This is a genomic window from Streptomyces flavofungini (assembly GCF_014650815.1).
Taxonomy (GTDB): domain Bacteria; phylum Actinomycetota; class Actinomycetes; order Streptomycetales; family Streptomycetaceae; genus Streptomyces; species Streptomyces flavofungini.
On sequence record NZ_BMVR01000002.1, the window covers coordinates 121,485 to 135,355 of the forward strand.

The 13,871-nt window shown below is 72.4% G+C and carries 9 protein-coding genes; 5 read left to right on the top strand and 4 right to left on the bottom strand.

The window, feature by feature from the left end:
• Positions 1-240: 240 nt before the first annotated feature.
• The 4 genes from IE274_RS04345 (at position 241) to glgB (ending at position 8,360) form a co-directional block, all read left to right on the top strand.
• Entirely contained in the window at positions 241-2,370 is a 2,130-nt protein-coding gene (locus tag IE274_RS04345; protein WP_190114234.1) for an alpha-1,4-glucan--maltose-1-phosphate maltosyltransferase, read from the top strand.
• Positions 2,367-4,085, top strand: coding sequence for a maltose alpha-D-glucosyltransferase (treS, locus tag IE274_RS04350; RefSeq protein WP_190114235.1), 1,719 nt, complete (start codon positions 2,367-2,369; stop codon positions 4,083-4,085). Before IE274_RS04345 ends, treS begins: the two co-directional genes overlap by 4 nt.
• A 203-nt stretch (positions 4,086-4,288) precedes the next feature.
• A complete protein-coding gene (locus IE274_RS04355) occupies positions 4,289-5,827 on the top strand; it encodes a maltokinase N-terminal cap-like domain-containing protein (protein WP_190114236.1) in 1,539 nt (512 codons plus the stop codon).
• A gap of 67 nt (positions 5,828-5,894) precedes the next feature.
• The gene (gene glgB, locus IE274_RS04360) at positions 5,895-8,360 is read left to right on the top strand and encodes a 1,4-alpha-glucan branching enzyme (RefSeq protein ID WP_229909208.1); all 2,466 of its coding nucleotides are present in this window, start codon (positions 5,895-5,897) and stop codon (positions 8,358-8,360) included.
• On the opposite strand, the gene IE274_RS04365 is transcribed toward glgB, so the two are convergent.
• Complete coding sequence (locus IE274_RS04365) at positions 8,357-8,881, bottom strand: GtrA family protein (RefSeq protein ID WP_190114237.1); 525 nt, start codon at positions 8,879-8,881, stop codon at positions 8,357-8,359. The genes glgB and IE274_RS04365 overlap by 4 nt on opposite strands.
• A gap of 422 nt (positions 8,882-9,303) precedes the next feature.
• Between IE274_RS04365 and IE274_RS04370 the strand changes: the two genes are divergently transcribed.
• A complete protein-coding gene (locus IE274_RS04370) occupies positions 9,304-10,476 on the top strand; it encodes a serine hydrolase domain-containing protein (protein WP_190114238.1) in 1,173 nt (390 codons plus the stop codon).
• Positions 10,477-10,626: 150 nt separating this feature from the next.
• Here IE274_RS04370 and IE274_RS04375 read toward each other — a convergent pair whose 3' ends face one another.
• The 3 genes from IE274_RS04375 to IE274_RS04385 form a co-directional block, all read right to left on the bottom strand.
• On the bottom strand, positions 10,627-12,888 hold the full coding sequence (locus tag IE274_RS04375) for a HelD family protein (RefSeq protein ID WP_190114239.1): 2,262 nt from the start codon (positions 12,886-12,888) through the stop codon (positions 10,627-10,629).
• Positions 12,889-13,066: 178 nt separating this feature from the next.
• Positions 13,067-13,411, bottom strand: a complete 345-nt coding sequence (gene trxA, locus IE274_RS04380) for a thioredoxin (protein WP_190114240.1) — start codon at positions 13,409-13,411, stop codon at positions 13,067-13,069.
• Positions 13,412-13,416: 5 nt separating this feature from the next.
• Positions 13,417-13,863 carry a MerR family transcriptional regulator gene (locus IE274_RS04385; RefSeq protein WP_190114241.1) on the bottom strand — a complete coding sequence of 149 codons (447 nt, stop codon included), beginning with the start codon at positions 13,861-13,863 and terminating at the stop codon, positions 13,417-13,419.
• Positions 13,864-13,871: the final 8 nt, after the last annotated feature.

Here is a 13,871-nt window from a genome sequence, read left to right on the forward strand (position 1 = left end):
GCTCCGTCCCTCCGGGCGGGGCCGGTCCCGTGCCTGCCGGACCGCGTTCGGGGAGCAGTTGGTCTTGTGCGTGCCGTTACGCGCGAGTAGTTAACAAGGCGCCGGATTGCCCACCCGAGAAGCGTGGGAAGGCTCCTCCGGTACGCACACGCACGCGCCTGAAGCGGGCCTCGTACGTGTGCGCAGCGGAACCCCTCCACGACTCATCTCCGCCCACTCGCACGCGGAACAGGAGCGGTCATGCCTCAACCCCGTAAGGCCCCCAGGGAGTTCGTCATCCGACCCCGCACCGGACGGGTCCCCGTCCTGGACGTGGCCCCGGTCGTGCACGGCGGGCGCGCCCCCGCCAAAGCCGTCGTCGGCGAGACGTTCCAGGTCACCGCCACCCTCTTCCGCGAAGGGCACGACGCGGTCGGCGGCAATGTCGTGCTGCGGGACCCAGCGGGGCATCCGGGTCCCTGGACGCCGATGCGGGAGCTGGCGCCGGGCACCGACCGGTGGGGCGCGCGGGTCACGCCCGACCGGGCGGGCGAGTGGACCTTCGCCGTAGAGGCGTGGGGCGACCCGGTGACGACCTGGCGGCAGCACGCGGGGATCAAGATACCCGCGGGCATCGACACCGAACTGGTCCTGGAGGAGGGCGCCCGGCTGTACGAACGGGCGGCGGCGGAGATCCCCGTACCTCCGGCCGCCGCACCCGTGCCCGCGACCCCCGCGGCCGTGGACGCGTCCCACACCCCCGCCCCCGCCACGGCCCGCGCCCCGTCCCCCGCCGCCGTCCTGCTCGCCGCGGCCGAGGCCTTGCGCGACCGCACCCGCCAGCCCGCCGCGAGACTCGCCGCCGCCTTCACCCCCGAGGTCGACGCGGTCCTGGCCCGCCATCCGCTGCGCGAACTCCTCACCGCCAGCGCGGAGTTCCCGCTGCGGGTGGACCGCGAGCGGGCGCTCTTCGGGGCCTGGTACGAGTTCTTCCCGCGCTCGGAGGGTGCCGTGGTGCGCGAGGGCGCCCCGCCGGTCACCGGCACCTTCCGCACGGCCGCCGGACGCCTGCCCGCCATCGCGGACATGGGCTTCGACATCGTGTACCTGCCGCCGATCCACCCCATCGGCTCCACCTTCCGCAAGGGCCCGGGCAACTCCCTGTCGGCCGGCCCCCACGACGTCGGCGTGCCCTGGGCCATCGGCTCGCCGGAGGGCGGCCACGACGCCGTCCACCCGGACCTCGGCACCCTGGACGACTTCGACGCGTTCGTGCGCGAGGCGGGACGGCTCGGCCTGGAGGTGGCCCTGGACTTCGCGCTGCAGTGCTCGCCGGACCACCCCTGGGTGGACAAGCACCCGGACTGGTTCGCCCACCGCGCCGACGGCACCATCGCGTACGCGGAGAACCCGCCGAAGAAGTACCAGGACATCTACCCGCTGGCCTTCGACCGGGACCTGCCGGGCCTGGTGGCCGAGACGGTCCGGCTGCTGCGGTTCTGGATCGGCCACGGCGTGCGGGTCTTCCGCGTCGACAACCCGCACACCAAACCCGTCGTGTTCTGGGAGGAGGTGCTCGCCGAGATCCATCACACCGACCCAGACGTGCTGTTCCTCGCGGAGGCCTTCACCCGCCCCGCGATGCTGCGCACCCTGGCGGCGATCGGCTTCCACCAGTCGTACACGTACTTCACCTGGCGCAACACGAAGGACGAACTCACCGACTATCTGCGGGAGTTGTCCGGTGAGACCGCGCACTATCTGCGGCCCAACTTCTTCGTGAACACCCCGGACATCCTGCACGCCTACCTGCAGGACGGCGGGCGGCCCGCGTTCGAGGCGCGCGCGGTGCTGGCCGCGACGCTCTCGCCCACCTGGGGCGTGTACAGCGGCTTCGAGCTGTGCGAGAACACCCCCGCGCGCCCCGGCAGCGAGGAGTACCTGGACTCGGAGAAGTACCAACTGCGCCCGCGCGACTGGGCGGCCGCCGAGCGCGCGGGCACCACCATCGCGCCCCTGATCGCCACGCTGAACCGGGTCCGGCGCGCCAACCGGGCCCTCGCCACCCTCCGCGACCTGCACTTCCACGACACCGACAACGACTCGGTGCTCGCCTACTCCAAGTCGGCGGCGGTCCCCGGCGGTTCGAACACGGTTCTGGTGGTCGTCAACCTCGACCCCCACCACACCCAGGAAGCTACCGTCTCGTTGAACATGCCGCAGCTCGGGCTCCCATGGCACGAGTCCGTGCCGGTGCGCGACGAGCTCACCGGCGAGACCTACCACTGGGGCAGGAACAACTACGTGCGCCTCGACCCGGGCCGGGCGCCCGCGCACGTACTCGTCCTGCGACCGTCCTCACCGCTGATCGGAGGGTCACCCACACCATGATCTTCAACGAGCCCGTCCAGGACACCTTCGAGGACACGCCCACCAAGGACCGCGACCCCGACTGGTTCAAACGCGCCGTCTTCTACGAGGTCCTGGTCCGCTCCTTCCAGGACAGCAACGGCGACGGCATCGGGGACCTCAAGGGCCTCACCGCCAAGCTGGACTACCTGCAGTGGCTGGGCGTGGACTGCCTGTGGCTGCCGCCGTTCTTCAAGTCGCCGCTGCGCGACGGCGGTTACGACGTCTCCGACTACACGGCGGTGCTTCCCGAGTTCGGGGACCTCGCGGACTTCGTGGAGTTCGTGGACTGCGCGCACCAGCGCGGCATGCGCGTGATCATCGACTTCGTGATGAACCACACCAGCGACCAGCACCCGTGGTTCCAGGCCTCGCGCTCCGACCCCGAGGGCCCCTACGGCGACTACTACGTCTGGGCGGACGACGACAAGCAGTACCAGGACGCCCGCATCATCTTCGTCGACACCGAGGCCTCCAACTGGACCTTCGACCCGGTCCGCAAGCAGTACTACTGGCACCGCTTCTTCTCCCACCAGCCGGACCTCAACTTCGAGAACCCGGCCGTCCAGGAGGAGATCGTCTCGGCCCTGCGCTTCTGGCTCGACCTCGGCATCGACGGCTTCCGCCTGGACGCCGTGCCCTACCTGTACGCGGAGGAGGGCACCAACTGCGAGAACCTGCCGCGCACCCACCACCTGCTCAAGCGGGTCCGCGCGGAGATCGACGCGCACTACCCCGACACAGTGCTGCTCGCCGAGGCCAACCAGTGGCCCGAGGACGTCGTCGACTACTTCGGTGACTTCGCGCACGGCGGCGACGAGTGCCACATGGCGTTCCACTTCCCGGTGATGCCCCGGATCTTCATGGCGGTGCGGCGCGAGTCCCGCTATCCGGTCTCGGAGATCCTCGCCAAGACCCCGGCCATCCCGTCCGGCTGCCAGTGGGGCATCTTCCTGCGCAACCACGACGAGCTGACCCTGGAAATGGTCACGGACGAAGAGCGCGACTACATGTACGCGGAGTACGCCAAGGACCCGCGCATGCGCGCCAATATCGGCATCCGCCGCCGCCTGGCCCCGCTCCTCGACAACGACCGCAACCAGATCGAGCTGTTCACCGCCCTGCTCCTGTCGCTGCCTGGATCACCGATCCTGTACTACGGCGACGAGATCGGCATGGGCGACAACATCTGGCTCGGCGACCGCGACGCGGTGCGCACCCCCATGCAGTGGACGCCCGACCGCAACGCGGGCTTCTCCTCCTGCGATCCGGGCCGCCTCTATCTGCCCACGATCATGGATCCGGTGTACGGCTACCAGGTCACCAACGTCGAGGCGTCCATGTCGTCCCCGGCGTCGCTCCTGCACTGGACCCGCCGGATGATCGAGATCCGCAAGCAGAACCCGGCCTTCGGCCTCGGCTCGTACACCGAACTCCCCTCGTCCAACCCGGCGGTGCTCGCCTTCCTGCGCGAGGCGCCCTCCACCGGTGAGGACGGCGACGACCTGGTGCTGTGCGTGCACAACTTCTCCCGCTTCGCCCAGCCCACCGAGCTCGACCTGCAGGCCTTCAACGGCCGCCACCCCGTCGAACTCATCGGCGGAGTGCGCTTTCCGGCCATCGGTGAACTGCCGTACCTGCTGACACTCGCGGGGCACGGGTTCTACTGGTTCCGGCTGCGCGACGACTCGGCGTAAGGTCGCCGTTACGGGCGGCGTGAGTCGGCCTCTCCCGGCGTGACCCACCCCGCACGGGGCACTCGTCCACGGCACGTTCCACCGCACGGCACGCTCCTCCGCACGGCCTGTTCCCGGTTCGGCATCTCCCCCGCACGGCACGTTCCTGCTCGGCACCTCCCTCGGTACCTGACTTGTCCGCGGCGCGGAAAGGACGGGACATCATGTCGGAAGCCGCCACCCGCCCCAGTGCCGACCCCGGCGCGCTCCTCGCGTCCCTCGATCCGCTGCTGCGCGGCTGGCTGCCGCGCCAGCGGTGGTTCGCGGGCAAGGGCCGCCCCGTCGCGGGCTTCGACCTGGTGGCGGCGACCGAACTCCTGCCGCCGGGCGCCGAGCAGGGACTGCTGCACCTGCTGATCCGCGTACGCCAGCCCCTGCCGGGGTCCGCTCCGACGGCCGACCACGAACTCCCCGCCGACTGCTACCAGTTGCTGCTCGGCATCCGCACCGAACTCCCGCCCCGGCTCGCCCCCGCCCTCATCGGCCACGTGACCGGCGGCGCGCTCGCCGGGCGTACGGTCTACGAGGCGCTGTACGACCCGCGTCTCGCGGCGCTGCTCCTGGAACGGCTGCGGCTGCCGGGGCGGCTCGGGGTGCTGCGGTTCCTGCGGGCCCGGGGGGCCGGGGGCGGCCAGGACTCCCCCGGCTCCCCCGACGGCCCCGGCTCGCTGGATTCGCGGGGCTCCGCGGGAGCGCCCGCCGCCGGGAACGCGCACGGCATCGACATACCGCCCGGCCTCGTGCCCCGCGCGCTCGGCGTGGAGCAGTCCAACTCCTCACTCGTCTACGGAGATACGTTCATCCTGAAGCTGTTCCGGCGGGTGGTGCCCGGCGTCAACCCCGACCTGGAACTGCCGCTCGCCCTCGCCGCGCAGGGCTGCCGCCGGGTGCCGCCGCCCGCCGCGTGGCTGACGGCCGACGGCGCCGACGAACCGCTGGTCCTCGGGGTCCTCCAGCCGTACGTGGCCGGGGCGAAGGACGGCTGGGAGCTGGCCCTCCAAAGCCTCGCCAAGGGCACGGACTTCAGCGCCGAGGCCCGCGCGCTCGGCCGCGCCACCGCCGAGGTGCACGCCGCCCTCGCCGCGGCCCTGCCCACGGTGACGCTCGGCCGCGCGCAGGTCGAGCTGCTCGCGCGGGGCATGACGGAGCGCCTGCGGGCCGCGGTCCGGGCCGTGCCCGCGCTGCGCCCCTACGCGCCCGCGCTGCGCACCGCCTACGACGCCCTCGCCGACCTCGCCGCCGAGGGCGAGACGCAGCTCATGGCCCAGCGCGTGCACGGCGATCTGCACCTGGGCCAGTGCCTGCGGGCGCCGTCCGGCACCTGGTCCCTCATCGACTTCGAGGGCGAGCCCGCGCGCCCGCTCGCCGAGCGTCGCATGCCCCAGCCGCCCGCCCGCGACGTCGCGGGCATGCTCCGCTCCTTCGACTACGCCGCCCGCAGCAACCACCCCTGGACCCCCGAGTGGGCCGACACCTGCCGCGCCGCGTACTGCTCCGGCTACGCCGACGTCTCCGGCCGCGACCCCCGCACCTCCCCCGTGCTCCTGCGCGCCCACGAGACGGACAAGGCCGTCTACGAAGCCGTGTACGAAGCCCGCCACCGCCCGGACTGGCTTCCGGTACCCCTGGCCGCCCTGGACCGCCTGGCCACGGGCTCGACCCGCGAGGAAGCCACCGACCCCGGCACCGACGCACCCCTCTGACCACGCCGAACCTCCCTCCGCCCCGCCCCGCCGCGCACCCCTCGCCCGCCGACAGGAGGCCACCCCCGTGACCCGCCGCCCCACCTCCCGCACCCCGTCGGACCAGCCCGAACGCGAGCCCGAGAGCACCGCCCCGCAGCCGGATCCGGCGCGGCCGACGAGGACCCCGGAGGCGGCCACGTCAGCCGGCACGGCCGGGACGGGCAAGACGACGGGCAAGGCGAAGACCAGGAAGACGGCCCGAACGGCCGCCAAGAAGACGGCGCGGAAGTCCGCCAGGACGGCCGGGGCGGCCGTGCCCGCGAACAGCGGCAAGGCCACGCGGACGGCCGCGTCCGCTCCCGTCCCCGACGCCGACCGCACCCAGCTGCTCGCCGGAACCCACCACGACCCGCACGCCGTGCTCGGCGCGCACCTCACCGCCGACGGGGTGGCGTTCCGCGCGCTGCGGCCGTACGCCCGTGCCGTGGCCGTCGTCGTCGGGGACCTGCGGGCCGAACTGCTCGACGACGGGGACGGGTTCTTCTCGGCCGTGGTGCCGCTGCGGGCCGTACCCGAGGCGTATCGGCTGCACGTGGCGTACGACGAGGCGGAGTGGGAGATCCCGGACGCGTACGGGTTCCTGCCCGCGCTCGGTGAGTTCGATCTGCATCTGCTCGGTGAGGGGCGGCACGAGCGGCTGTGGGACGCGCTCGGGGCGCGGCCGATGACGCACCAGGGCGTGCGCGGCACCCGCTTCACGGTGTGGGCCCCGAACGCCCGGGGCGTGCGGGTGGTGGGGAACTTCAACTTCTGGGACGGCGTGGGCTTCCCGATGCGGTCGCTCGGCGGCAGCGGGGTGTGGGAGCTGTTCGTGCCGGGCCTCGACGTGGGTGAGCTGTACAAGTTCCAGATCACGCGGCCGGACGGCGGCATGACGTTCCGCGCGGACCCGCTGGCGCGCCGCACGGAGGTGCCGCCCGCGAACTCCTCCGTGGTCGACGAGTCGGCGTACGTGTGGGGGGACGAGGAGTGGCTGCGGCGGCGCGGTGCGACACCCGTGCACGAGGCGCCGCTCTCGGTGTACGAGGTGCACCTGCCGTCGTGGCGGCCCGGCCTCACGTACCGCCAGCTGGCCGATCAACTCCCCGCCTACATAGCCGACCTGGGCTTCACGCACGTGGAGCTGATGCCGGTCGCCGAGCACCCCTTCGGCGGCTCCTGGGGCTACCAGGTCACCGGCTTCTACGCGCCGACCGCGCGCCTCGGCACGCCCGACGACTTCAAGCACCTCGTCGACGCGCTGCACCGGGCCGGGATCGGCGTGCTCATGGACTGGGTGCCCGCGCACTTCCCGCGCGACGACTGGGCGCTCGCCGAGTTCGACGGGCGGCCGCTGTACGAGCACGAGGATCCGGCGCGGGCGGCGCACCCCGACTGGGGGACGCTCGAGTTCGACTACGGCCGCAAGGAGGTGCGCAACTTCCTGGTCGCCAACGCCACGTACTGGTGCGAGGAGTTCCACATCGACGGCCTGCGCGTGGACGCGGTCGCCTCGATGCTCTACCTCGACTACTCGCGCGAGCACGGCGAGTGGTCGCCGAACGAGCACGGCGGCCGGGAGAACCTGGACGCCGTGGCGTTCCTCCAGGAGATGAACGCGACCGTCTACCGGCGCTGCCCCGGCGTCGTCACCATCGCCGAGGAGTCCACGGCCTGGGACGGCGTGACCCGGGCGACGCACCACACCGGCCCCGGCGGCTTCGGGGGCCTCGGCTTCGGCCTGAAGTGGAACATGGGCTGGATGCACGACTCGCTCGGCTACATGTCCAAGGACCCGGTGCACCGCAAGCACCACCACCACGAGATGACGTTCTCGATGGTGTACGCCTACAGCGAGAACTACGTCCTGCCGATCTCGCACGACGAGGTGGTGCACGGCAAGCGGGCGCTGGTGTCGAAGATGCCGGGCGACTGGTGGCGGCAGCGGGCCGACCACCGCGCGTACCTGGGCTTCATGTGGGCCCACCCCGGCAAGCAACTCCTGTTCATGGGGCAGGAGTTCGCGCAGGGCGCGGAGTGGTCGGAGGGGCACGGCCCGGACTGGTGGCTGCTCGATCCGGCGTACGGGGCGGAGGCCGACCACCGGGGCGTCCGCGACCTGGTCCGCGACCTGAACGCCCGCTACCGCGCGGTGCCCGCCCTCTGGCAGCGGGACACCGACCCCGGCGGGTTCGCGTGGGTCGACGGGGACGCGGCCGAGGACAACGTGTTCGCGTTCCTCCGCTTCGACGCGCAGGGTGCGCCGCTGCTGGCCGTGTCCCACTTCTCGCCGGTGGTCCGGCGGGACTACCGCCTCGGCGTCCCGGAGGAGTACGCGGCCTGGCAGGAGGTCCTCAACACGGACGCCGCCCGCTACGGCGGCAGCGACACCCTCAACGCCCACACCCTCAAGCCGGACACGACCCCGTCCCACGGCCACCCCACGTCCCTGCGGCTGACCCTGCCCCCGCTCGCGACGCTCTGGCTGCGACCGGCTCAGGGCCTGTCCTAGGCGGCGGTGCAGAGCACGGCGGGGCCGGCCGGGGCCGAGGTGCGGGCCACGGTGGCGGGCACGGGCAGGGCGGCGCGGGTGGTGGCCGGGGCCTGCGCGCGGTTCCGGGCGAAGACGACGAGGCGCAGCACCACGAACCGGGCGACACCGGCGAGCGCGGAGGCGGACAGGTAGACGGCCTGCTCCAGGATCGCGCCGGGCGACGCCACCAGCTGCTGCAGCACGAGCACCGCCACGCTGGTCACCACGTACGCGGCCGCCGCGGACCCGGCCGACTGCGTGTGCTGGCGCCAGGTCGCGCGCCCGCCCTTGCCGAAGGTGAAGCGGGCGTGCAGCTCGGTGGCGAGCAGCGTGGAGATCACGGTGATCAGGGCGTTGGCCAGGACCCAGGGAATCCAGGAGGCGAGGGCCGCCACGGCGAAGCTGGAGGCGACCCCCACCCCGCCGCCGCAGAGCACGAAGCGGGCGAAGGCGGTGAAGGCGCCGGGTGCCGTCTGCTCCTGGCTCTGCGCTGTCTCCATGATCCGACCCCTTCGGCTCTCTCCGCGAAACGCGCGCCCCCGACCGTGTGGCCGAGGGGTGCGCTGCTCATGTCGCCATCATGGCACATCCATGGCGCCATGGCGAGCCACTTATGGCACCACTGATGCCATCGTCGGCGTCACACTCTGGATGAAGTAGCGAACTCGCAGGTCAGCGACGTGGCGTGACTTTGGCACGCTGGCGCCACGCGGGCCGACCGCAGCACTTCGGCGGCACCATCCTCCGCCGAGCGCACCGTCCGGCGACATGGGGTTAGCCCCCCTTGCGGGCGGCGGGGTGGCCGGATCGCCCGGAGGTGCCAGACCCGGACATGCTGATCACGGCGGCAAACACACCGCCGGTTCCCACAAGTTAGTCCCTCTTTCCCCCCTTTACCTCCCCCTTTTTTTGGAGTTGGCACGTGCGTGAGCAGGCAAGGCAGAACGTTCAGTCGTCCGGACGGCGCAGTGGTCGGCGCGGGGTCGTGACGGCGGCGATCGGGGTGGCCCTGGGCGCCCTCACGGTGGGCGCCCTGGCACCGTCCGCGGCGACGGCCGCCACCGGGCCGGACCCCGTACAGGAGGGCCTCAACAAGCTGGTGCGCGACGACGGCATGCCCGCCGCCCTCGCGAGCGTCAAGGACCGCGCGGGCCACACCCGGACGTACACGGCGGGGGTCGGCGACGTGGCCACCGGCGCGCAGGTGCCCCGGGACGGCCAGGTGCGGGTCGGCAGCAACACCAAGGCGTTCACGGCGGTGGTGGTCCTGCAGCTGGTCGCCGAGGGGAAGCTCCGCCTCGACGACCCGGTCGACAAGCATCTGCCGGGTCTCGTACGCGGCGACGGCATCGACGGCGGCGCCATCAAGGTCCGCCACCTCCTGCAGCAGACCAGCGGCCTGCCCAACTACACCGAGTACGACCTGCCGCTCAAGCACTACAAGCCCAAGGACCTCGTCGACATCGCACTGAAGCACAAGGCGAACTTCGCCCCCGGCGACAAGTGGCAGTACAGCAACACCAATTACGTCCTGGCCGGGATGATCATCGAGAAGGTCACCAAGCACACGTACGCGCAGGAGCTGCAGCGGCGCGTCATCAAGCGCATCGGGCTGCGCCACACCTACTTCCCCACCCCCCGGGACGCGACGATCCGGGAGGCCCACCCCAAGGGCTACCTGCAGGAGAAGCCGGGCGCGCCGCTGCAGGACGTCACGGAGATGGACCCCTCCTGGACCTGGTCGGCGGGCCAGCTCGTCTCCACCAACTCCGACCTCAACCGCTTCTACTCCCAGCTCCTCGGCGGCCACCTCCTCAAGCAGCCCCAACTCGACCAGATGCGCACCACGGTCGGCGGCGCCGACAAGACCTTCGGCCCCGGCGCCCGCTACGGCCTGGGCCTGGTGAGCAGGCCCCTCCCCTGCCGCCCCGGCGAGCTCTACTGGGGCCACGGCGGCAGCTTCCCCGGCTACGAGACCCGCGGCGGCGCCACCGACGACGGCCGCGCGGCCAACGTGGCGGTGACGATCCAGCCGACCGACAAGAACGCGATGGCCCACGTGGACAAGGTCGTGGAAAAGGCCCTGTGCCGCTGACCCACCCACCCCGAAGCCCGGCCACAGGCACAACGGGCACTCGGCCTCTCCCACCCACCGCACCCCGCCGAACCGGCTGCTGACGCCACCCCCTCCAGGGCGCGACCGGTCCGACAGGAACAGGTGGGCGGGTGGGAGAGGCCCGCCGCGTCAGCGGCGGGGCTGGAGCAGCGACGCCAAGGCGTCCGGCAGCGCCCCCGACGTGAGGATGCCGAGCCGCTGCGTAGCCCGGGTCAGGGCGACGTACAGATCGCTGGTCCCGTACCAGGCAGGCTCGACGACCACCACCGAGTCGAATTCGAGCCCCTTGGCCTGACGCGGGTCGATGAGCACGACGGCCCGCGTCAGATCCGGCTCCGCGCCGGCGGTGACGTCGGGGAGCTTCCCGGCCAGCTCCTCGTGCAGCGCGCGCGGGGCGATGACGGCGAGCCGCCCGCCCTCCGGCGCCTCCGCGGCCACCACGTCGCCGACGGCCGAGGCGAGGTCGTCCACCCGCCGCGCCCACGGCCGCACGCCGGTGGCCCGCACGGACGACGGCGGCTCGAACCCGACCACCCCCGCGGCCCGCGGCACCTCCGCCGCGAGGTCCATGATCTCGGCGGGCGTCCGGTAGTTGACGCCGAGCCGCGCATACTCCCAGCGGTCCTCGACGTAGGGCGCGAGGATGTCCTGCCAGGAGCCGACGCCCCCGGACTCGGCGGTCTGCGCCGGATCCCCCACGAGCGTCATCGACCGCGTGGGGCTGCGCCGCATCAGCAGCCGCCAGGCCATCGCGGACAGCTCCTGCGCCTCGTCGACGATGATGTGCCCGAACGCCCAGGTCCGGTCGGCCGCGGCCCGCTCGGCGGCGCTGCGGTGGTCGGCCTCCTCCTGGCGCTCGGCCATCCGCTCGGCGTCCATGATGTCGTGCGCGAGCAGCACCTCGGCGCCCTCGGGGTCGGTCTCCTCCTTGTCCTCGAACTCGTAGGTGCGGGAGGCGTACGACACGTCGAGCACCCCCTGCGCGTACGCGACCTCGCGCTGCCACCGGGCCTCCGCGCGGGCGCGCTCGGCACTGTCGTCGACGCCGAGGAGCTCCGCGGCCTCGTCGAGGAGCGGTACGTCGGCGGACGTCCACGCGGCGCCGGGCGCCCGCCGGACGGCGTCGGCGTCCGCGTCGGCGAGGTGCACGGGCTCGGCGAGGAACTCCGTGACGAACCGCTCCGGCGTCAGCGTGGGCCACAGCTGCTCGATGGCGGCGTGCACCTCGGCGCTGACGGCGACGGCCTTGCCGAGCTGGGCGATGTCGTCGGGGCCGAGGAAGTTGGGCCCGCCGTACGGGTCGTGGCCGATGCGCTCGGCGAGCTGCCGGGTGAGCGCGTCGATGACGTGGAAGGCGAACGTGGGCCGCGCGAGGTTGTGCGGCAGGTCCGCCGCGCGGGCGGCGTCCCGCGCCTCGTAGGCGATCTCCCAGTCCAGGATCAGCTCGCCGTCGTCGTGCTCGACGATCAACGGCGCCCCGGGTTCGGGCAGTTGCTGCCGGTCCCGGAGCGCCCGCGCGAGCACGTCGGCCATCTCGACCCGGCCCTTGACCCGCGCCGCCGCGGGCGTCTCCGCGCCGGTCGCGGTGACCCCGGGGAACAGTTCGCCGATGGTGGCGAGCAGCACCCCCGTCTCGCCGAGCGCGGGCAGCACCTCGCCGATGTAGCCGAGGAACGCCGGGTTCGGCCCGACGACGAGGACGGCCCGCTTGGCGAGCAGCTCCCGGTGCGCGTACAGGAGGAACGCCGCGCGGTGCAGCGCGACGACGGTCTTGCCGGTGCCGGGCCCGCCTTCGACGACGAGCACCCCCTGGTGCGGGGCGCGGATCACCCGGTCCTGCTCGGCCTGGATGGTCTGCACGATGTCGTGCATGCGGCCGGTGCGCGCGGAGTCGAGCGCGGCGAGCAGCACCTCGTCGGCGTCGGCGGCCTCGTGCCCGGTGCGGGTGGTGTCGGTGAGGTCGAGGATCTCGTCGTGCAGGGCCGTGACCCGACGGCCCTCGCTGGTGATGTGACGGCGCCGCCGCAGGCCCATCGGGGTGTGCCCGGTGGCGAGGTAGAAGGGCCGCGCCACCTCCGCACGCCAGTCGATGACCAAAGGGGTGCGCTCGATGTCGGACGCGCGGATTCCGATGCGCCCGATGTGATGATCACGGCCGTCCCGGAATTCGAGGCGCCCGAAGCAGAGCCCGTTCTCGCCCGTGTCGAAGGCGGCGAGCAGCCCGGACTGCTCGGCCACCATGACATCGCGCTCCAGACGCGCCTGCGACCCGTTGCCCACCTGCGCCAATGACGCCTGTACGGCGGACTCGGCCTCCTCGCGCAGCGCGTCGAGGCGCGCGTACAGCCCGGAGACGAATTGCTGCTCTTCCCGCAATTCCTCGGTTGACAATTCAGCCCCTCGCCAGTTACAGTGCTCTTATACAGATTCCCGCGTTGCCCCCGCATGCAGAGCTGCAGGCAAATAGGCAGGGCTTCGCGAAAGAATCCAATATACGCAGAGAAAAGCCCCGGACGTCAATTCCTCCGGGGCTTTTCTCATGCACCGCACCGCACTGACCGCGGGGCGGCTACAGGACGCCCGCGGCCGCCAGCTCCCCCACCAGCTTCCGCTTCGCCCGCGCCCCCACCACCTGCCACACCGGCTCGCCGCCCCGGAACACCATCAGCGTCGGCATGGACAGGACGCCGTACGCCACCGTCGTCTCCGGATTGCGGTCCACGTCGAGCTGCACCACCTTCAGTCGGTCCGCCTCCTCCCGGGCGATCTCGCTCAGCACCGGCGCGAGCTGCCGACACGGCCCGCACCACTCCGCCGTGAACTCCACCAGGACCGGCCGGTCCCCGGACAGCACCTCGAACCCGAAGTCCGCGTCGGACACCTCGGCGACACCCTCGGCCATCACACCGCTCATCCCGCTCATCCCCTCGCCTCGCTCACGTCACTTGCCTCACCCAGCTCGCACCGGGGAGCCGGAGCCCCCGCTGCGTCCGCGTCGGCGGCGAGCCCCGCCATCGCCTCCTCGGCCCGCGCCAACTGCGCGCCGACCTGCGCCCGCACGGCAGTCAACTCGCCGATCAGCGCGTCGAGTTCACCGACCTTGCGGCGGTAGACGGCGACGGACGCCGGGCACGAGTCCCCGGCCGGATGCCCGGAGCGCAGACACTCCACGAACGGCCGCGTCTCTTCAAGATCGAACCCGAAGTCCTGCAGGGTCCGGATCTGCTGGAGGAGGCGCACGTCGTCCTCGCCGTACGTGCGATAGCCGTTGCCGTCGCGCCGCGCGGGCAGCAGCCCGCGCGACTCGTAGTAACGCAGCGTCCGGGTGGTCGTCCCCACCCGGTCCGCGAGCTCGCCGATTCGCATGCTCCGAC